The organism is Cellulomonas xiejunii (assembly GCF_024508315.1).
Classification (GTDB): Bacteria; Actinomycetota; Actinomycetes; order Actinomycetales; family Cellulomonadaceae; genus Cellulomonas; species Cellulomonas xiejunii.
On record NZ_CP101987.1, the window covers coordinates 3578094 to 3596347 of the forward strand.

Genomic DNA, 18254 nt, shown 5'->3' on the forward strand with positions numbered 1-18254 from the left:
GCGCCTGGTGCACGAGGGGTCGACTGCCCGGAGCGTCCGGGACCTGTGATGACGTCGTCCCTCGTGGTGTGTCCGAAGGTAGGAGCGGCCCGCGCGGGATGTCATCCGGGACGGGTGTCCGACTCGCCCTCTCCCGCCCTCACAGGCCGCCCGACGACGTGCTGGGAGCGCACCCACCTGCGCCGACGCACGAAAATGACAGTCGTGTGAACATTTCCGGAGCGCTGCACACGTCCCACCATTCGGACATTCCAGGCCCGGCCGCACCGCCGCCGAGCCTGGACGGGTCAGTCCGTGGGCAGGTGCGGGGCCACCTGCTCGGCCACCAGCTGGAGGTGCTCGAGGTCCGCCAGGTCGAGGACCTGCAGGTAGACGCGCTGCACCCCCTGGGCGGCGAGCCACGTGAGGCGCTCGACCGCCTCCGCCGGGGTCCCCGCCACACCGTGCTCGCGCAGCTCGGGCACCTCGCGGCCGATCGCCGCCGCGCGCCGCGCGAGCTCCGCCTCGTCGCGGCCCACGCACAGCACGAGCGCCACGGACTGCACCAGGCTCTGCGGGTCACGGCCCGCCTCGACGCACGCCGCCCGGACGTGCGCGATGCGGCCCGGGACGTCGGCGATCTCGGGGAACGCCTGGTTGTACTCGGCGGCGAAACGTGCGGCCAGGCGCGGCGTGCGCGTCGGACCGCCGCCGCCGACGATCACGGGGACGCCCGCGCGGGACGGGTCCAGCGGCGAGCGCTGCACCGGCTTGGGCAGCGCCGGGGAGTCGGTGAGCGTGTAGTGCTCGCCCGCGTGGTCGAAGGTCGCCCCCACCGGTGTTCCCCACAGGCCGGTGACGATCTCGAGCTGCTCGGTGAGCAGGCCGAACCGCTTGGCCGGGAACGGGATGCCGTACGCGGTGTGCTCCGCCTCGAACCACCCCGCTCCCAGGCCCAGCTCGACGCGCCCGCCGGACATCTGGTCGACCTGGGCGACCTGGATCGCCAGGACACCCGGGTACCGGAACGTCGCGGACGACACGAGCGTGCCGAGGCGGATGCGGCTCGTCTCGCGCGCCAGGCCCGCGAGCGTCGTCCACGCGTCCGTGGGGCCGGGCAGGCCGTCACCACCCATCGCCATGAAGTGGTCGGAGCGGAAGAACGCGTCGAAGCCGAGGTCCTCGGTCGCGCGGGCGACCGCGAGGACGTCGTCGTAGGTGGCGCCCTGCTGGGGCTCGGTGAAGATGCGCAGATCCATGCCCGCCAGCCTCGCACGCACACCGTGCGGGCACCGGGGGTGGCGCACGCACCGCATCCTGCGCCCGGTACGGTCACCGGGTGTGCTGGTGGAAGCCCGGCCGGGGCCCGCGGGCCGTCCGGTGGTCGTCGCTGCTCCTCGTCGTCGTGTGCGGGCTCGTCGTGCTCGTGTGCGTCGGCGCGGCGCTGCGCGGGCGACCCGTCGCCCTCGTCCCCGCCGCCGTCGCCGCCGCGCTCGCGCTGCGCGAGGTGCGCCGCCTGCGTCGCGCACGGCGTCCGGGCTGAGGCCTGCCGGACCCGCTCGACGTGCGCGAGGGCCCCGCTCTTGCGACGGTTGTCGGATGCACGCCGCCACCCCGCTCACCGCCGCGCTGGAGCTCGCGGACTGGCGACGACGCACGGCCGAGACGTACGCGCTCGTGCGGTCGCTCGCCGTCCACGACCCGGCGCAGGCGCACGCCGTGTGGGTGCAGGAGCGCGACGAGCTGTTCGCCTCGCACCCCGCCTCGCCGCTGACGGCCGACGCCCGCGCCGACTTCGCCGGCCTCGACGTCGCCCCGTACGACCCGGCGTACCGGTTCGAGGTCGAAGTCGGGCCCGCCGGCCCGCAGCGGCTCGACCTCGCGACGGACACCGACGGCGTCGTCGGGTTCGACCGCGTCGGCAGCGTCGCGCTCGGCGGGCTGGGCACCCTCACGCTGTGGTCCCTGCGCGGGTACGCGGGCGGGCTGTTCCTCCCCGTGCGCGACGCCCTCGCGGGGCACGGCACGTTCGGCGGCGGCCGGTACCTGCTGGACACGATCAAGGGCGCCGACCTCGGGTGCGACCACGTCGGTCGGCTCGTCGTCGACCTGAACTTCGCGTACAACCCGTCGTGCGCGTACGACCCGACGTGGTCGTGCCCCCTGGCGACGCGCGCGAACACGCTGGCCGCCGAGCTCCCGGTCGGGGAGCTCATGGCACCGGCCGGCTGACCGGCCGGGGTCATGAGAGAAGGAGTTCCCTGCGCGTGACCGCCGTGCGGGTGTCAGCGACCGCCGGCAGCCCCTGACGGTGCCACCTGGCAGGCGGGGCACCGGTACAGCTTGCGCGTGGCCATCTCCTCGACGACCACCGCCGTCCCGCACACCAGGCACGGCAGCCCGCCCCGCTGGTACACCCAGTGCCGCAGGGTCGGGTCGCGACGTGCGGCCTCCCGCCCGGCGTCGTCGAGGTCCTCGCGCGTCAGCATGACGCCCTCGCGGATGCCGTCGTCGAGCAGGACCGCCCAGTCCCGCCAGATCCCGCGGACCAGGTCCGCGGGGACCTGGCGTCCCGGCGTCCAGGGGTCGAGGCGCGCGCGGAACAGCAGCTCGGCGCGGTAGATGTTGCCGATGCCCGCGACGACGGACTGGTCCATCAGCAGCTGGCCCACGGCGACGTTGCGGCGGGTGACCCGGTCGACGACCACCTCGCCCGCGGCGTCGAGGTCGTCGACCGTCTGCGGATCGGGTCCCAGCCGCTCCCGGACGAGAGCCGCCTCGGCGGCCGTGAGGACCTCGCACGCCGTCGGGCCACGCAGGTCCGCCACGACGCTCCCGGAGTCGAGCCGCACGCGGACCTGGCCGATCGGCGGGGGCGGCCACGCCGTGCCGGCGGGGACGGTGCTCTCGGTCTCCCCCTCGCCCATGCGCAGCCGGCGGCTCGACGGCCGGGCATCCGTCGGCGCGCCCGACCGCACCCGCGGGGCACCCAGGCTGCCGCGCGCGCGCTGCCCGGCTCCGAGGGGGCTGACGTCACCGTGCAGGTCCCACGCGCCGTAGAGCCCCAGGTGCACGCGCAGGACGTCGCCCGCGTCGAACGTGCAGAACAGCTGTTTGCCGACGGCGGACGCGGAGGTCATCGTGCGGCCGTCGAGGCGCGCGGCGCCCGCGGCGAACCGCCCCTGCGGGGACGACACGGCCAGGCGGCACCCGACGAGGTCCAGCGTCATCTGGCGTGCGATCCGGTGGACGGTATGACCTTCAGGCACGGCGTCACCCTAACCTCGCCCGTCCTTCCCGGAGCGCGGAACGACAGCGGCGGGCAGGGCGGGTGTGCGAGGGTCCAGGGGTGGACGACGACGTGACACTGCCCCCGCACCCGCCGACGACGCCGACGGGCGAGCCCGCGCCCGACGCGCGCTCGGCCCTGGCGACGGTCGACCCGCACGCGGTCGCGTCCGAGCACCTCGCGAACCTGCGGGACATCGGGGGCCGGGCGACCGCCGACGGCGGTACCGTCCGGCGGGGCGTCGCGTTCCGCTCCGCCGAGCTGCGCGCTCCGACGATCGCGGACGACCCCGTGCTCGCCGGCCTGGGCGTGCGCACCGTCGTCGACCTGCGCACGGCTGCCGAGCGCGCGGCGCTGCCCGACGTGCTGCCCGCGGGCGCGCGTGGCATCCACGCGGACGTCCTGGCGGTCACGCAGGACGCGCCCGCCGCCGACTTCGCCGAGATGCTGCGACGGCCCGACGAGGCGTCACGGGTGCTCGCGGAGCTCGACCCGGCAGCGCAGATGCGGCGCACGTACGTCGACCTCGTCGTCGGGGACCTGGGCCGCGCGGGGTACGCGACGCTGCTGCGGCAGATCATCGACCCGCCGGCGACGCCCGTGCTCTACCACTGCACGGCGGGCAAGGACCGCACCGGGTGGGCGACGACGGTGCTGCTGCTCACCGCGGGCGTCGACGAGGACGGTGTCCGCGAGGAGTACCTCGGCGTGAACGCGGCCGTCGGCGCGATGTACGCGCCGCTGCTGCGGCAGTTCGCGTCCGTCGGCGGGGACCCGGCGCTCCTGGCGCCCCTGCTGCAGGTCCACGAGGAGTACCTGGACGCGGCCCTCGACGCCATGCGCACGCACTTCGGGACCGTCGACGACTACCTGCGCGACGGCCTGCGTCTGACGGACGAGGAGGTGGCGGCGCTGCGTGCGACGCTCGTCGCCTGACAGGGCGGCTCAGGACGCACCTGGCGAGGGCTGCTGACGGGAGCGGGGGGCGGCCCGTCGACGCGTCGACCCGGGCCGAAAGTCTCATCAGCCGGACGCGAGACACAGCCGATCTCGTCACAGGATGGGACGGCCCACGCCCGTCGCCCTCCATCGCCACTGCCCTGACCTGCGAGGACACGTCTCAGGCGTGGCGCCACCCCTCGGACATATCGTCTCACTGAATGAGACCGATGCCGGGTCCCGCGAGACCGCGTGCTTGCATGACGGACATGGCGCTCCACGACACGCACGCGACGCGACCGGCTCCCGCCGTCGCCGTCCGCATGTGTCGTGCCCGAATGTGTCGCTGACCGCGACCCCCCGCGCGCCCCGCGCGCTCCCCTGACCCGCTGCCCTGCACGCCGGGTCGTCCCCCCGCCGCCGACGCACCCCCGGGTCCGTCCCCGCCTCGCGGCGCCACCCTCGAAGGGTCCCCCCGTGATCGAGCTGTCAGGCCTCCGCAAGGTCTACCCGTCCCCGGACGGCGACGTCGTCGCCTTGGACGGCATCGACCTGACCGTCGAGCGCGGCACCGTGCACGGCATCGTCGGGCGCTCCGGCGCCGGCAAGTCGACGCTGATCCGGTGCCTGACGGGCCTCGAGCGGCCCACCGCCGGCACCGTCACCGTCGACGGCGTCACCATCTCCGACCTGCCGGAGCGCCGGCTGCGCACCGCCCGCCGCAAGACGGGCATGGTCTTCCAGCACGTCAACCTGCTCGACTCGCGCACCATCGCCGCGAACGTCGCCTACCCGCTCGAGGTCGCGGGCGTGAAGACCACGCAGCGCGCGGCCCGGGTCGCCGAGCTGCTCGACCTCGTCGGCCTGGGCGACCGGGCCGCCGCGTACCCCGCGCAGCTGTCCGGGGGGCAGAAGCAGCGCGTCGGCATCGCCCGCGCGCTGGCCACCGAGCCCGCCGTGCTGCTGTGCGACGAGCCCACGTCCGCGCTCGACGGCGAGACGACGCGGCAGATCCTCGGGCTCGTGCGGGACCTGCGCGACCGCCTCGGGATCACGGTCGTGTTCATCACCCACGAACCGTCCGTGGTGCGCGAGACGTGCGACGCCGTGACGCTCCTCGAGCACGGACGGGTCGTGCAGTCGGGGGCCCTCGCGCAGGTGGTCACCGAGGTCGGCTCGCCGCTGTCGCGTGCGCTCGTCCCCGTGCCCGACGTGCCGGCGGCAGGGCGGCGGCGCCTCGTCGAGGCGGTCTACTCGACCGGCGCCGTCGCCACGTCCGCCGCCTTCGCAGCGGTTGCCGGCCTGGGTGCCGACGTCGAGGTGGTGTCGGCGACGGTCGAGCCGCTGGGCGGCGTGCGCATCGGGCGCCTCATCCTCGACACGCCCGAGGCCCTCACCGACGACGTCGTGGCACGGCTCAGGGCCGCCGGCCTCGACCCGCTGCCAGGACCCGCCGGCCAGGAGGAGGTGGCCTGATGGGCGAGCTGTGGAACGAGCTGGCGTCCAACCGCGTCATCACCGAGAAGCTGCCGGAGGCGACGCTCGAGACGCTGCAGATGGTCGGGCTCTCCGCGCTGATCACGCTGGTCGTCGGGCTGCCGCTCGGCCTGCTGCTGCGCTCGCTGTCCGCCGACGGCCTGCTGCCGCACCGCACCGCGGCGTCCGTGCTCGGCTTCGTCGTCAACGTGCTGCGCTCGCTGCCGTTCATCATCCTGGCGCTCGCGATCATCCCCGTGACGCGCGCGATCGTGGGCACGTCCCTCGGGTGGGAGGCGGCCGTCGTCCCGCTGAGCATCGGGACGATCCCCTTCTTCGCGCGGCTCGTGGAGACCGCGGTGCGCGACGTCGCCCCGGGCAAGGTCGAGGCCGCGCGGGTCATGGGCTCCACCACGCCGAAGATCCTTCGCGCCGTGCTCGTGCGCGAGGCCCTGCCGAGCATCGTCTCGGCGTTCACCGTCACCGTGATCACCCTCATCGGCTTCTCCGCGATGGTCGGCGCGATCGGCGGCGGCGGCCTCGGGTTCCTGGCGATCACCTACGGCTTCCAGCGCTTCGACCCGCCCGTGCTCTACACGTCCATCGTCGTCATCGTCGCGCTCGTCACGGTGGTCCAGCTGGTCGGCGACCTCGTCGCCCGCCGCCTCGACCACCGCTGAGCCGCCCGGCACCTGCGGCACCGTCCCACCCCGCCCCCGGGGGCACCACCCGAGAGGAACCACCATGAGAAGCACCGTCCGCACCGCAGCCGCCCTGACCGCCGCCGCCCTGCTGATGGCCGGCTGCTCGGCCGGCGGCTCCGACGAGGCGGGCGACGGCGGGACGACGCTGGTCGTGGGCGCGAGCCCCGTCCCGCACGCGGAGATCCTGCAGTACGTCGCCGACGAGCTCGCCCCGGACGCCGGGCTGGAGCTGGAGATCCGCGAGTTCACCGACTACGTCCTGCCCAACACGGCGCTGGCCGAGGGCGAGATCGACGCGAACTTCTTCCAGCACCTGCCCTACCTCGAGGCGCAGATCGCGGAGAACGGCTACGACTTCGACCACTTCGACGGCGTGCACATCGAGCCGTACGGGGTCTACTCCGAGTCGCTCGACTCGCTCGACGACATCCCCGAGGGCGGCACGATCGCCCTCACCAACGACCCGGGCAACCAGCCCCGTGCGCTGGACCTGCTGGTCGGGGCCGGGCTCATCGAGCTCGCCGAGACCGACGGCGACGCGACCCTGCTCGACATCGCCGAGAACCCGAGGAACCTTGAGTTCGTCGAGGCGGCGCCGGAGCAGCTCGTCGTGTCCCTGCAGGACGTCGACGCAGCCGTCATCAACGGCAACTACGCGCTGGAGGCAGGGCTCAACCCGGCCGAGGACGCGATCCTCCTCGAGGACGGCGCGGACAACCCGTACGCCAACCTCGTCGCCTTCCGCACCGAGGACGCCGACAGCGAGGCTCTCGCGACGCTCGACCAGCTGCTGCACTCCGACGAGGTGCGGGCCTTCATCGAGGAGCGCTGGCCGTCCGGGGAGATCATCCCCGCCTTCTGACCCGCCCCACCCCCGCCGAGCGCGGTCCGCGCTCGGCGGGGGTGGCGTCAGATCCGGAAGACACGCTCCGCGGTCCGGGCGAGCACGTCGCTCTGCTCGGCGGCCGTCAGCTCGCTCACCGCCGTGCGGTAGGCCTGCACGACGTCGGTGTAGCTCGAGTACAGCCGCTCGACCGGCCAGTTCGTACCCAGGAACACCCGGCGTGAGCCGAACGCCTCGATGCAGGCGAGCACCCACGGCCGTCGCGACCGCGGTGTCCAGCCCGGCTCGACCATGCCCAGGGAGGACACCTTGCACAGCGTGTTCGGCTCGGCGGCGAGCGCCCGGAGCATGCCCGTCCAGGCCGCCCACGTCTGCGGGCTGCGGTCCTGCGGCATCCCGGCCTGGTCGAGGACGAACGTCACCTCGGGGTGCGCGCGCACCAGGTCGAGCGCAAGTCCGGCGTGCTGCCACCCCACGGTGTGGAAGAAGAGCCCGCCCATGCGCCCCAGCGCGGCGTACCCCCGCCGGAACGCCGGGTCCGCGAACCGCGTCGCCGGGCCCATCTCCCGCACGCCGCGGAACACCGCGTGCCGTGCATGGTGCCCCAGCTGCTCCGCCGCGTCACGGGCCGCGAGATCGCACGTGACCACGGCCGCGTTCGGCCAGCCGGTCTCGTCCGCGAGCCGCTGCAGCCACGCGGTCTCGGCCACGGGGTCCGCGGCGTCGAACGCGGCGTTCATGTGCACGACCTTCGTCAGGCCGGCCAGCCGGCCCTCCGCGCGGAGCTCGGGCACGGAGAACCGGGGCGCCCGGACGGCGACGAGGTCCCCGTAGGGGAACCCGTCGCCGTCCAGCCACCCGTACCCGAGGTCCCGGTCGCGCCGGTCCCACAGGTGCACGTGGGTGTCGACGAACATCAGGCAGGCTTGATGTTGAGGTTGACGCCCAGGACGTCCTCGGTGTCGACGACGGTCCACGACCCGCCCGGGTAGAACGCCTCGACCCGGAGCGCGTGGCCGCGGCCCGCCAGCTCGCCGACGACGGCGTCACGCGCATCGCCCACCGCGAAGCCGAGATGGTGCACGCCCTCGCCGTGCTTGTCGAGGAACTCGCGGAAGGTCGACGGGTTGTCGTCGGGCTCCATGAGCTCGATGACGACCGGCTGCCCCGGCACCTCGATGACGGCGAGCTGCATGCCGTAGTTCGCCGGCTCGCCGCGGTAGGTCTCGTCGGCGTTCGGCAGGCCCATCACGCGCACCTCCGGCCGCTCGATGGCGAACAGCTCGCACCAGTGGTCGAGCGCCTTGTCCATGTCCTCGACGACGATCGCGACCTGGATCAGACCGCCGAGCGTGACGGGGTGCTTCATGCCCACGGCTCCCCCTCGACGACGACGTCCTGGTGCGTGCGAGCGGACTCCTCGATCGCGAGGCCGAGCGCGTGGTCCTGGCAGGCCGACGCGAGGGAGTACGGGCCGACGGCCTCGCCGCGCGCCCAGGCGCCGACCGCCACCAGGTGGTCGGCCACGGCCACGTCGTCCTCCGACAGGCGGGTGCCGACCCAGGAGTTGCGCCACAGGATCTTGCCGTCGAACGACGTGTGCACCACCTCGTTGCCCTCGAGGTTCATGTCGACGCCGGTGCGGCGGTACTCGATGCGCGAGGTGATCGGGTCGGCGCCGTCCCAGCGGACGACCGTGTCGTCGACCATCTCACCCAGGGTGCCCCGCACGACGATGCGACGGGACAGCAGCGGGTTCCACCACTGCATGTTGACGAAGTTGTACACGCCGACGCGTCCGTCGCCGAAGTCGAGCGTGGCGTACGTGGAGGCCTGGACCTCGGGCTGCGGCTCCGTGACCCAGCCGTCGAAGGTCAGCGGCAGCGTCATCCTGGTGTCGAAGGTGCGGCCCGACACGACGGTCCGCTCCATGTCGACGTCGAGGAAGGCGCGCATGAGCGACGTCGCGTGGTACAGGTGCGTCGAGGCGATCTCCACCGACTGCGGGACGCCGAGGAGGCCCGCGCCGAGCACCGCGAGTCGCGAGGCGTGCCCCGGCATGAGGACGTACTGCTCGCCCACCTGGACCAGCGACTGGTCCTCGATCGACGTCCACAGGTCGCGCAACCCCGCCAGGTCGGGGGCGGGCGGGGTCTCGCCCATGACCTTGACGCCGCGGGCCGTGAGCTCCTTGAGCAGCCCGGGCATGGCCGGCCACGACACCGCCGCCACGACGAACTCGGGCTCGTAGGCGAGCAGCTCGTCGAGCGACGTCACGGCGGGCACGCCGTACGCGGAGTGGATCATGTCGGCCTGGGCCTGGTCGACCGCCATGACGGCGACGGCCTCGAGCCGCGACGGGTCGGCCGCGGCCACCCGCAGGTGGAACTGGCCGCGCCAGCCGGTGCCGATCACGGCGAAACGGATGGGGTTGCTCATGTGAGCGGTCCTTTCGGTAATGCGTTGACGGAAAACTCAGACCTGGCTCATGCCGCCGTCGACGGTGAGCTCGACGCCCGCGACGAAGCTCGACTCGTCGGACGCGAGGAACGTCACCGCGGCGGCGATCTCCTCGGGCCGGCCGACCCGGCGCAGCGGGATGTGCTCGGTCACGGCGGCCTCGACGTCGGCGGAGCCACCCGTGAACTGCTCGAACAGCGCCGTACGCGTCGGCCCGGGGCTCACGGCGTTGGCGCGGATGCCGCGGTGTCCCAGCTCGGCGGTCAGCGTGCGGGCCAGCGAGCGCACGGCCGCCTTGCTCGCGTTGTAGACGGCGTGACCGGGGCCGCCGTTCGTCCCGGCGATCGAGGAGGTCAGCACGATCGACGCGCCGTCGGCGATCTGCGGCAGGAGCCGCTGGACGGTGAACAGCGCGCCGCGGAACGTGAGCCCCGCGACGGCGTCGAACTTCTCGGGCGTCATGTCGGCGACGTCGGTCGCCTCGACGTCGCGGCCGGCGTTGACGTGCAGCACGTCGATGCGGCGGCCGGTGGCGGCGACGGCCGCCGCGAGCGCGTCCAGGTCGCCCAGGTCGGCGGCGTCGCCGACGACGCCGATGGCCTGGGGCCCGAGCTCCGCGGCCGCGGCCGCGACCTCGTCGGGGAACGGCGAGGTGACGACGACGGTCGCGCCCTCGGCGATGAACCGGGTGGCCACCGCCTTGCCGATGCCGGCGGTGCCGGCGGTGACGACGGCGAGCTTGCCCTCGAGCAGACCCATGCTTCTCTCCTTCGGGACGGTCACTTCAGGGCACCCGCGGCGAGCCCGCGTTCGAAGTACTTCTGCAGTGAGAGGTAGGCGATGACCATGGGCAGCGCCGCGATGACCGCGGCCGCCAGCACGCCGGTCTGGTCGTTCGTGTACTGGCTGATGAAGAACGACGGCAGCAGGGTCAGCACCTGGCGGTCCGGGGAGTTCAGCATGAGCAGCGGGAGCAGGTACGCGTTCCACGCGGAGATCAGCGTGAGCACCACGATGGCGGCGGCGATCGGCTTGGTCAGCGGCAGGATGATCCGCCGGAACACCTGCCAGATGTTGGCGCCGTCGACGCGCGCGGCCTCCATGAGCTCGTTCGGGATGCCGTCGAAGAAGTTGCGGGCCAGCAGCGTCGCGAACGGGATCTGCAGGGCCGCGATCGGCAGGATCACGGCGATGAGCTGGTTGTACATGTCGAACGTGGACGCGGTGACGAACAGGGGCGTCAGGAGCACGGCCTCGGGCATCGTCAGGGCCAGCAGCAGCGCCCAGAACCACAGCTCCTTGCCCACGATGCGCAGCTTGGAGAAGCCGAACGCGGCGAGCATGGCGCAGGCGTAGACGATGAGGATCGCCGACACCGAGACGATGACCGAGTTGAGCAGGTAGGTGCCCAGGACGCCGGTCTCGAAGACCTTGACGTAGTTGCCGAACCCTCGGCCGGCGAGCGACCCGCGGACCATCACGACCAGCGGGACCAGGAAGGGCAGCGCCATCAGCGTCACGACGACCTGGATGACGATCCTCTGCGACTTCGTACGGGCCTCGAACATCAGCTCTTCCCCTCACGACGGTTGCGGATCGACATCGCGACACCGCAGGTCACAGCCAGGACGAGGAGCGCGACGGAGATCGTCGCGGCGTAGCCGAAGTTCTTCTCCTGCATCATCGTCTGGTAGATGTACGTGCCCAGGAACTGGGTCGCCCCGCCCAGGCCCGAGGGCGAGATCAGGTAGGGCCAGTCGAACGTCTTGAGCGCACCGATCAGGCCGAGCGTCGCCAGGGCGAACGTCGTCCCGCGGCACGACGGCCACACGATCGAGAACAGGCTGCGGACGTTGCCGGCGCCGTCCATGCGCGCCGCCTCGAGCATCTCGGGCTCGATCTGCGACATGGCGGCGTAGAAGAGGATGAACGTCAGGCCCGTCCACTGCCAGATCGTCGCCGCCATGACGACGCCGAGCGCGGTGCCGGGGTCCGAGAGCCAGGTGTGCGTCAGCCCGTCCAGCCCGATCGACGACAGGAACGTGTTGACCTCGCCGTTGTTGGCGAACATCGTGCGGAAGACGGGGGCCATCGTCGCGGGCGCGAGCACCGTGGGGACGAAGACGATGACCTTGTACAGCCCGCGGAGCTTGACCGAGGAGTGCATCAGCGCCGCGAAGACGAACCCGATCGTGGTCTGCACCGTGAAGGTCACGACGAAGAAGACGACGGTGTTGGCGAGCGCACGCCGGAACATCGGGTCCCCGGCGAGGGTCTGGAAGTTGCCGGCCCCGATCCACTCGGAGGGGGTGAGGATGAATCCGTTCCACTTCTGGGTCGAGACGAATCCGGTGTAGCCGATCGAGAAGTAGATCAGACCGGCCACCACGATCATGGCCGGGAGGATCCACGGGTAGCCGCTCGCGACGTGCTTCAGGGTTCCGCCGCGACGACGCTGCGCGGAGGTGCGAGTGGGGCCACCGGTGGTCTCGCGTGGTGCGTCGACAGCACTGTCGCTGCGCATCGGGAGTCCTTCTGGTGGGAGTTCCGGGGGGTGGGGTACGCCCGGTCGGGCCGGCCGCGGAGGGTAGGGCACGGCCGGCCCGACGGGAGTCAGCTGTGATCGGTCACTGCGCGTCGATGATCGACTGCAGGTGAGCCTGCGCGTCCGCGATGCTCATGCGTCCCTCGGCGACCTCGCCGAGCGTGTCGCGGAAGCCGGAGTTCAGCTCGGCGGAGACGGTCGCGAACCGCGGCTCGGTGCCCGAGGCGGCCTGCTCCGTGTATGCCGACAGCACCTCGGCCTGGGCCTCGGGGTTGGCCAGCTCGATGTCCTCCCAGACCGGCGTGATGCCGTTGAGCGCCGGGATGTTGTTGAGCGTGTTGGCGACGGCCTGCTGCCCGCTCTGCGAGGTGGCGAGCCAGACGGCGAACGTCGTGGCGGCGGCCTGGTTCTGCGAGCGCGCCGAGACGGCGAGGCCGTAGTCCGCGTCACCGAACATGCTCCCGACGTTGCCGGTGCCGGCGAGGTCCGGAAGGTCGATCGGGATGATCGTCATCGGCTCGGGGTTCGCGACGCCCGCGGCCTCCTGCGCCGCGAGGTTGGAGTCCTTGACGGCGTACTGGGTGTACCAGGAGCCCATCATCACCATGGCGTAGTTGCCGGCGAAGAACTCGTTGTTCGCGTCGGGGTACTGCTGGAGGCCCGTGGCCCCGGGCTGCATGATGCCCTCGTCGAACAGCGACTTCCAGATCTCCATGCCCTGGGCGAACTTGGCGCCCGAGTCGCCGTCGACGTACGAGGCCTCGCCGAGCGACGCCTTCTGGTAGAGGCCGGGCTCGATGTTCTCCATGATCGCCTCGAAGGTGTCCATGTTGAACGCGTGCTGGCCGGCGCCCTGCACGAAGCAGCCCTTGCCGCCCGCCTCGAAGGCCTCGCACACGGACTTCCACTCCTCGAGCGTGGTCGGCGGCTTCTGGCCGAACTCGTCGAAGAGGTCCTGGTTGATCCAGAGGTTGCCGGAGTAGACCGCACCGGCGGACAGGCCGACGAGCTTGCCGTCGACGGTCAGACCGTCGACGCCGATCCCGGCGAGCTGGTCCTTCCATCCGTCCCCGAGGGCCTCCTGGACCGCGGGGGTCAGGTCGATCGCGCCGGCGCCGAAGGTCTGGACGCCACCGTTGGCCGAGCCCGGCGCGACGTTGAACACGTCGGGTCCGTCCGAGGACGTCAGCGCCGGGGAGAGGACCGAGTCGTAGCTGTCGATGGGCCGTGAGACGAAGGTGACCTCGATGTCGGGGTACTCCTCGTTGAACGCCGCGATCAGCTTCTCCGCGTTGGGGGCGTCCGGGGTCCAGCCCCACCACGTCACCGTGCCCTCGGTGGCGCTGCCCTCCGTACCGCCGGCGGCTTCGCCGTCCGTGCCCCCGCATCCCGTGGCGAGGAGGCCGACCGCGACGACTGCCGCGATGATGCCCGCCCTCCGCGTCTGAACCGTCGTCCTTGAGGTTCGCATCGCTGCTCCTTCTGCTCGTCCCCGCCGTTGGGGACTGCTCCGATTTGCGAAAGTTTCTTTAATCCTTTCGCTCACCCGTACGTTAGGGTGCCTCCGCGGCGCCGTCAATGTGATGCGCCGGGCACGACACGAGGAGCAGAGGAGGGCGCCATGGGGCCCGCGTCCCGCAAGGGCTCGAAGGAGCGGCGCGGCGTGACCATCGCCAAGGTGGCGCAGGCAGCCGGCGTCTCCGTGCCGACCGTGTCCAAGGTGCTCAACGGGCGCCCCGGCGTCTCGGCGGCGACCCGCCGGCAGGTGGAGCAGGTACTCGACGAGCAGGGCTACGAACAGCGACGCACCCATCCCGGGTCCGGCAGCGCCCTGGTCGACCTCGTCCTGTACTCGCTCGACACCCAGTGGGCGACCACGCTCCTGCGCGGCGCCCAGGCGGAGGTCGCGCGGCTCGGGCTCGATCTCGTCGTGACGACGACGTCGACGCCCGCGAGCGGGCGCACGTGGCTCGACCATCTGTCGCGCCGCGGCTCGGAAGGCGTCATCCTCGTCGCCGCCCAGGTGCACGACGTCGCCGAGCGCGAGCTCTCGCGACTGCGCATGCCCGTCGTGCTGCTGGACCCCATCGGCGCAGCACTGCCCTCGCTGCCCACCGTCGCCGCCACCAACTGGGCCGGTGGGCGCGACGCCACGGCACACCTCATCGGCCTGGGCCACACGCGGATCGCCTTCATCACCGGGCCGTTGCGTGACGAGTCCCACCGCGACCGTCTCGACGGCTACCGCAGCGCCCTGCAGCGCCACGGCCTGCGGGCCGACCCCACGCTGGTCCGGCACGGCGACTCGCTGGTCAGCGGCGGGATCGAGCACGGCACCGCGCTGCTGAGCCTGCCGGACCGCCCCACCGCGATCGTCTCGGGCTCCGACGAGCAGGCCTACGGCGTCTACCTCGCCGCCGCCGAGCTGGGCCTGAGCGTGCCCCGGGACGTCTCCGTGGTCGGGTTCGACGACGTCGACCTGTGCCAGTGGGTGACGCCGGCGTTGACGACGGTGCGCCAGCCGCTGGTGGAGATGGGGCGCGAGGCCGCCCGCATCGTCATCGAGATGTCCCGGTCCGACCTGCGCCCGGCACCTCGCACCGAGCTGGCGACGTCCTTGGTGGTCCGCAGATCGACCGACGTGCCGCGCGCCTGATTCGGGTCGGCCGACTAGCGCGAAGCGCCTCGGGTATGGAAAGTTTCCTTTATGGACAACGTCGCCCGCATCACTGCCGACCCGCGCTTCGCCCACCGCCACACGCAGAGCACCGTGACCGTCACCGACGCCGCCGGGACTCCCCTGGCCGACCGCGAGGTCGTCGTCGAACAGACCACGCACGCGTTCCTGTTCGGCAACGTCGGCTTCGACTTCGTCGGACTCGCCAACGGCGAGGACACGACGCCGCTCTACTCCCCCTTCGGCGGCGCCTCCGTCGAGGCCGCCCGGCACCTCGAGCCCCTCTGGTTCGACCTCTTCAACCAGGTCACGCTCCCGTTCTACTGGCGGGGCTTCGAGCCCGAGGCAGGCCGTCCCGACACCACGCGCCTGCGGCGCACCGCCGAGTGGTTCGCCGCACGCGGCGCCGCGACCAAGGGCCACCCGCTGCTGTGGCACACCATGGCCCCGACGTGGCTCCTCGGCATGGACGACGCGGAGCTCGAGCGCACCATCCGCGCCCGCATCGCACGCGAGGTCACGCAGCTCGCCGACGTCGTCCCCACCTGGGACGCCATCAACGAGGCCGTCATCCTGCCGGTGTTCGACCGCGAGGAGAACGCCGTGACCCGGCTCGCCCAGCGGCGCGGGCGCGTCGAGATGGTCCGCCTCGCCTTCGAGGCCGCGCGCGAGGCGAACCCCGCCGTGACGCTGCTGCTCAACGACTTCAACCTCTCCCCCGCCTACGAGCGGCTCATCGAGGACGTCCTCGACGCGGGCGTGCAGATCGACGTGCTCGGACTGCAGTCCCACATGCACCAGGGCTACCGCGGCGAGGAGTTCTTCGCGGACGTGCTCACCCGCTTCGAGCGGTTCGGCCTGCCCCTGCACTTCACCGAGAACACGCTGCTCTCGGGGGACGTCATGCCGGCGGAGGTCACCGACCTCAACGACTACGTCGTCGACTCCTGGCCGTCCACGCCGCAGGGTGAGGAGCGCCAGGCCGAGGAGATCGTGCGGCACTACACCCAGCTCGTCGCGCACCCCTCGGTCGAGTGCGTCAACTACTGGGGCATCACGGACGAGGGCGCGTGGCTCGGCGCCCCGTGCGGGCTCGTCCGCGCCGACGGCACCCCCAAGCCCGCTTACGACGCGCTGCGCGGCCTCGTCAAGGGTGCCTGGTGGCTTGCGCCGACGACGGTGCGCACCGACGACGCCGGCCGCGTCGTCGTCGACGCCTTCGCGGGCGACTACCGCCTCACCGTCGCCGGCGCCGCCGTCGACGTGACCCTGCCGGCCGGCGAGCAGGCGCTCACCGTGACCGCCTGACCACCCCGCCACCGTCGAAGGAGACGAGCATGGGCATCATCCACGTCGCCGTGACCGGCGACGACACCCACCGCGGCGACGAGGGCGCGCCGCTGCGCACCATCAACGCCGCCGCCGCGAAGGCGATGCCGGGCGACACCGTGCGCGTGCACGAGGGCGTCTACCGCGAGTGGGTCCGCCCGGTGCGCGGCGGCCTGAGCGACACGCGCCGCATCACGTTCGAGGCCGCGGGCGACCACGTGGTGGTCACGGGCGCCGAGCCCGTGACCGGCTGGACGCGCACGGCGGACGGCACCTGGCGGGTCGAGGTGCCACACGCCCTGTTCGGCGGCTTCAACCCGTTCGCCGAGGAGCTGTGGGGCGACTGGCTCGTCCCGGGGCAGTACGGCGGCAGGCCCACCCGGGGCGACGTGTACCTCGACGGCGTCTCCCTGACCCAGGTGTACGACGTCGAGTCCGTCGCGCACCCCGAGCGGCGCGAGTCCGTCGTCGACGGCTGGACCAGGACCACGCAGGCGGTCGAGGACCCGGCGTGGTCGCAGGCGGTCTGGTACGCCGAGGTGGGCGACGACGTCACCACGATCTGGGCGAACTTCCTCGATGCCGACCCGAACGCCGCGCTGACCGAGGTCAACGTGCGCCCCGCGGTGTTCTACCCCGAGCAGCACCACCTCGACTGGATCACGGTGCGCGGCTTCGAGCTGGCACAGGCGGCGTCGCCCTGGACCCCGCCCACCGCCGACCAGCCCGGCCTCATCGGGCCGAACTGGGCCAAGGGCTGGGTCATCGAGGACAACGTCATCCACGACGCGAAGTGCTCGGGGGTCTCGCTCGGCAAGGAGATCTCCACCGGTCACAACTTCGCGGCGGTCCGCGGTGACAAGCCGGGCTACCAGTACCAGCTCGAGTCGGTGTTCACGGCGCTGGAGCAGGGCTGGTCCAAGGACCGCATCGGCTCGCACGTCGTGCGCCGCAACCACATCTACGACTGCGGGCAGAACGGCGTCGTCGGCCACCTGGGCGCGGTGTTCTCGACCATCGAGGACAACCACATCCATCACATCGGCACCAAGCGCGAGTTCTACGGCTTCGAGATCGCCGGCATCAAGCTGCACGCCGCGATCGACGTGCAGCTCCTCGGCAACCGGATCGACCACTGCACGCTCGGCACCTGGCTCGACTGGCAGACCCAGGGCACCCGCGTGGCCCGCAACGTCTACCACGCCAACACGCGCGACCTCTTCGTCGAGGTCTCGCACGGCCCCTACCTGGTCGACCACAACGTGTTCGCCTCACCTGTCGCGATCGAGAACTTCGCGCAGGGCGGCGCGTACGTGAACAACCTCGTCGGCGGCGTCGTGCGCTGCGGGCAGGTCATCGACCGGGCCACGCAGTACCACCGGCCGCACTCGACGGCGGTGGCCGGGTTCGCGAACATCCTCGGCGGCGACGACCGCTGGATCGGCAACCTGTTCACCGGCGCCGACGTCGCCGGCGCGCTGCTGCCCGGCGCGATCTGGCTCGACGCCGCCCCGGCGGCGTCGGGCACCTCCGCCTACGAGGGGTGCCCCGTCGGCTGGGAGGGCTACCTGGAGGCCGTCAACGCCGCCGAGGGCGACCACGAGCGCTTCGGCACCCAGCGGCAGGGCGTCTACATCCACCACAACGTCTACGCGAACGGCAGCCGGCCGTTCTCGGGCGAGACGGGCGCCCGGACCGTGAGCGGCGCCGTCGAGGCCGCCGTCGTCGAGGACGGCGACGGCGTGTGGCTGGAGACGACGCTCCCCGCCGACCTCACGGACGGCCATGTGGGCCTGGTCACGGCGGCCGACCTGCCCCGCGTCCGCTTCGCCGACGCCGACTTCGAGAATCCCGACGGCACCCCCGTGGCCGCGGACGTCGACCTCCTGGGCGTGTGCAAGGCCTCGGGCATCATGTACCCGGCGGGCCCGCTCGCCGACCTGCCCCTCGGCAGGGCACGCACCAGGCTGCGCTGACGCCACCTCCCCCACCCCCGCCGAGCGCGGTACACA

At 72.4% G+C, this 18254-nt stretch carries 18 protein-coding genes; 9 read left to right on the plus strand and 9 right to left on the minus strand.

Going from position 1 to position 18254, the window contains the following annotated elements:
• Nucleotides 1–287 precede the first annotated feature (287 nt).
• Entirely contained in the window at nt 288–1238 is a 951-nt protein-coding gene (locus NP048_RS16460; protein ID WP_227575349.1) for an LLM class F420-dependent oxidoreductase, read from the minus strand.
• 80 nt (nt 1239–1318) lie between these two features.
• Between NP048_RS16460 and NP048_RS16465 the strand changes: the two genes are divergently transcribed.
• Complete coding sequence (locus NP048_RS16465) at nt 1319–1522, plus strand: hypothetical protein (RefSeq protein ID WP_227575348.1); 204 nt, start codon at nt 1319–1321, stop codon at nt 1520–1522.
• Nucleotides 1523–1578: 56 nt separating this feature from the next.
• Nucleotides 1579–2211, plus strand: a complete 633-nt coding sequence (locus NP048_RS16470) for a DUF1684 domain-containing protein (protein ID WP_227575347.1) — start codon at nt 1579–1581, stop codon at nt 2209–2211.
• A 53-nt stretch (nt 2212–2264) separates the two neighbouring features.
• Here NP048_RS16470 and NP048_RS16475 read toward each other — a convergent pair whose 3' ends face one another.
• Nucleotides 2265–3248, minus strand: a complete 984-nt coding sequence (locus tag NP048_RS16475) for an Fpg/Nei family DNA glycosylase (protein WP_227575346.1) — start codon at nt 3246–3248, stop codon at nt 2265–2267.
• Nucleotides 3249–3328: 80 nt separating this feature from the next.
• Here NP048_RS16475 and NP048_RS16480 point away from each other — a divergent pair, with 80 nt between their 5' ends.
• The 4 genes from NP048_RS16480 (at nt 3329) to NP048_RS16495 (ending at nt 7249) form a co-directional block, all read left to right on the plus strand.
• A complete protein-coding gene (locus tag NP048_RS16480) occupies nt 3329–4204 on the plus strand; it encodes a tyrosine-protein phosphatase (protein WP_227575345.1) in 876 nt (291 codons plus the stop codon).
• Nucleotides 4205–4684: 480 nt separating this feature from the next.
• Nucleotides 4685–5683, plus strand: coding sequence for a methionine ABC transporter ATP-binding protein (locus NP048_RS16485; protein ID WP_227575344.1), 999 nt, complete (start codon nt 4685–4687; stop codon nt 5681–5683).
• Nucleotides 5683–6363 (plus strand): methionine ABC transporter permease, encoded by a 681-nt coding sequence (locus tag NP048_RS16490; protein WP_227575343.1) that lies wholly within the window; start codon nt 5683–5685, stop codon nt 6361–6363. The genes NP048_RS16485 and NP048_RS16490 overlap by 1 nt, the downstream gene beginning before the upstream one ends.
• Nucleotides 6364–6427: 64 nt before the next feature.
• Nucleotides 6428–7249, plus strand: a complete 822-nt coding sequence (locus NP048_RS16495; protein WP_227575342.1) for a MetQ/NlpA family ABC transporter substrate-binding protein — start codon at nt 6428–6430, stop codon at nt 7247–7249.
• 47 nt (nt 7250–7296) lie between these two features.
• On the opposite strand, the gene NP048_RS16500 is transcribed toward NP048_RS16495, so the two are convergent.
• The 7 genes from NP048_RS16500 to NP048_RS16530 all read right to left on the minus strand — a co-directional run bounded on the left by NP048_RS16500 (nt 7297) and on the right by NP048_RS16530 (nt 13707).
• Nucleotides 7297–8148, minus strand: a complete 852-nt coding sequence (locus NP048_RS16500) for an amidohydrolase family protein (RefSeq protein ID WP_227575341.1) — start codon at nt 8146–8148, stop codon at nt 7297–7299.
• Nucleotides 8148–8600, minus strand: a complete 453-nt coding sequence (locus tag NP048_RS16505; RefSeq protein WP_227575340.1) for a VOC family protein — start codon at nt 8598–8600, stop codon at nt 8148–8150. The genes NP048_RS16500 and NP048_RS16505 overlap by 1 nt, the downstream gene beginning before the upstream one ends.
• Nucleotides 8597–9670, minus strand: a complete 1074-nt coding sequence (locus NP048_RS16510) for a Gfo/Idh/MocA family protein (protein ID WP_227575339.1) — start codon at nt 9668–9670, stop codon at nt 8597–8599. The genes NP048_RS16505 and NP048_RS16510 overlap by 4 nt, the downstream gene beginning before the upstream one ends.
• Nucleotides 9671–9706: 36 nt before the next feature.
• Entirely contained in the window at nt 9707–10450 is a 744-nt protein-coding gene (locus tag NP048_RS16515; RefSeq protein WP_227575338.1) for an SDR family oxidoreductase, read from the minus strand.
• Between the two features lie 20 nt (nt 10451–10470).
• Nucleotides 10471–11259, minus strand: a complete 789-nt coding sequence (locus tag NP048_RS16520) for a carbohydrate ABC transporter permease (RefSeq protein ID WP_227575337.1) — start codon at nt 11257–11259, stop codon at nt 10471–10473.
• The gene (locus NP048_RS16525) at nt 11259–12215 is read right to left on the minus strand and encodes a carbohydrate ABC transporter permease (RefSeq protein ID WP_227575336.1); all 957 of its coding nucleotides are present in this window, start codon (nt 12213–12215) and stop codon (nt 11259–11261) included. Before NP048_RS16525 ends, NP048_RS16520 begins: the two co-directional genes overlap by 1 nt.
• 103 nt (nt 12216–12318) lie before the next feature.
• Nucleotides 12319–13707 (minus strand): ABC transporter substrate-binding protein, encoded by a 1389-nt coding sequence (locus NP048_RS16530; RefSeq protein WP_227575335.1) that lies wholly within the window; start codon nt 13705–13707, stop codon nt 12319–12321.
• A 150-nt stretch (nt 13708–13857) separates the two neighbouring features.
• Between NP048_RS16530 and NP048_RS16535 the strand changes: the two genes are divergently transcribed.
• The 3 genes from NP048_RS16535 to NP048_RS16545 are packed head-to-tail and all read left to right on the plus strand — an operon-like array spanning nt 13858 to nt 18218.
• The gene (locus NP048_RS16535; protein WP_227575334.1) at nt 13858–14892 is read left to right on the plus strand and encodes a LacI family DNA-binding transcriptional regulator; all 1035 of its coding nucleotides are present in this window, start codon (nt 13858–13860) and stop codon (nt 14890–14892) included.
• A 51-nt stretch (nt 14893–14943) separates the two neighbouring features.
• On the plus strand, nt 14944–16221 hold the full coding sequence (locus tag NP048_RS16540; RefSeq protein ID WP_227575333.1) for an endo-1,4-beta-xylanase: 1278 nt from the start codon (nt 14944–14946) through the stop codon (nt 16219–16221).
• 29 nt (nt 16222–16250) lie between these two features.
• Nucleotides 16251–18218, plus strand: a complete 1968-nt coding sequence (locus NP048_RS16545; protein WP_227575332.1) for a right-handed parallel beta-helix repeat-containing protein — start codon at nt 16251–16253, stop codon at nt 18216–18218.
• The last annotated feature ends 36 nt before the right edge of the window (nt 18219–18254 follow it).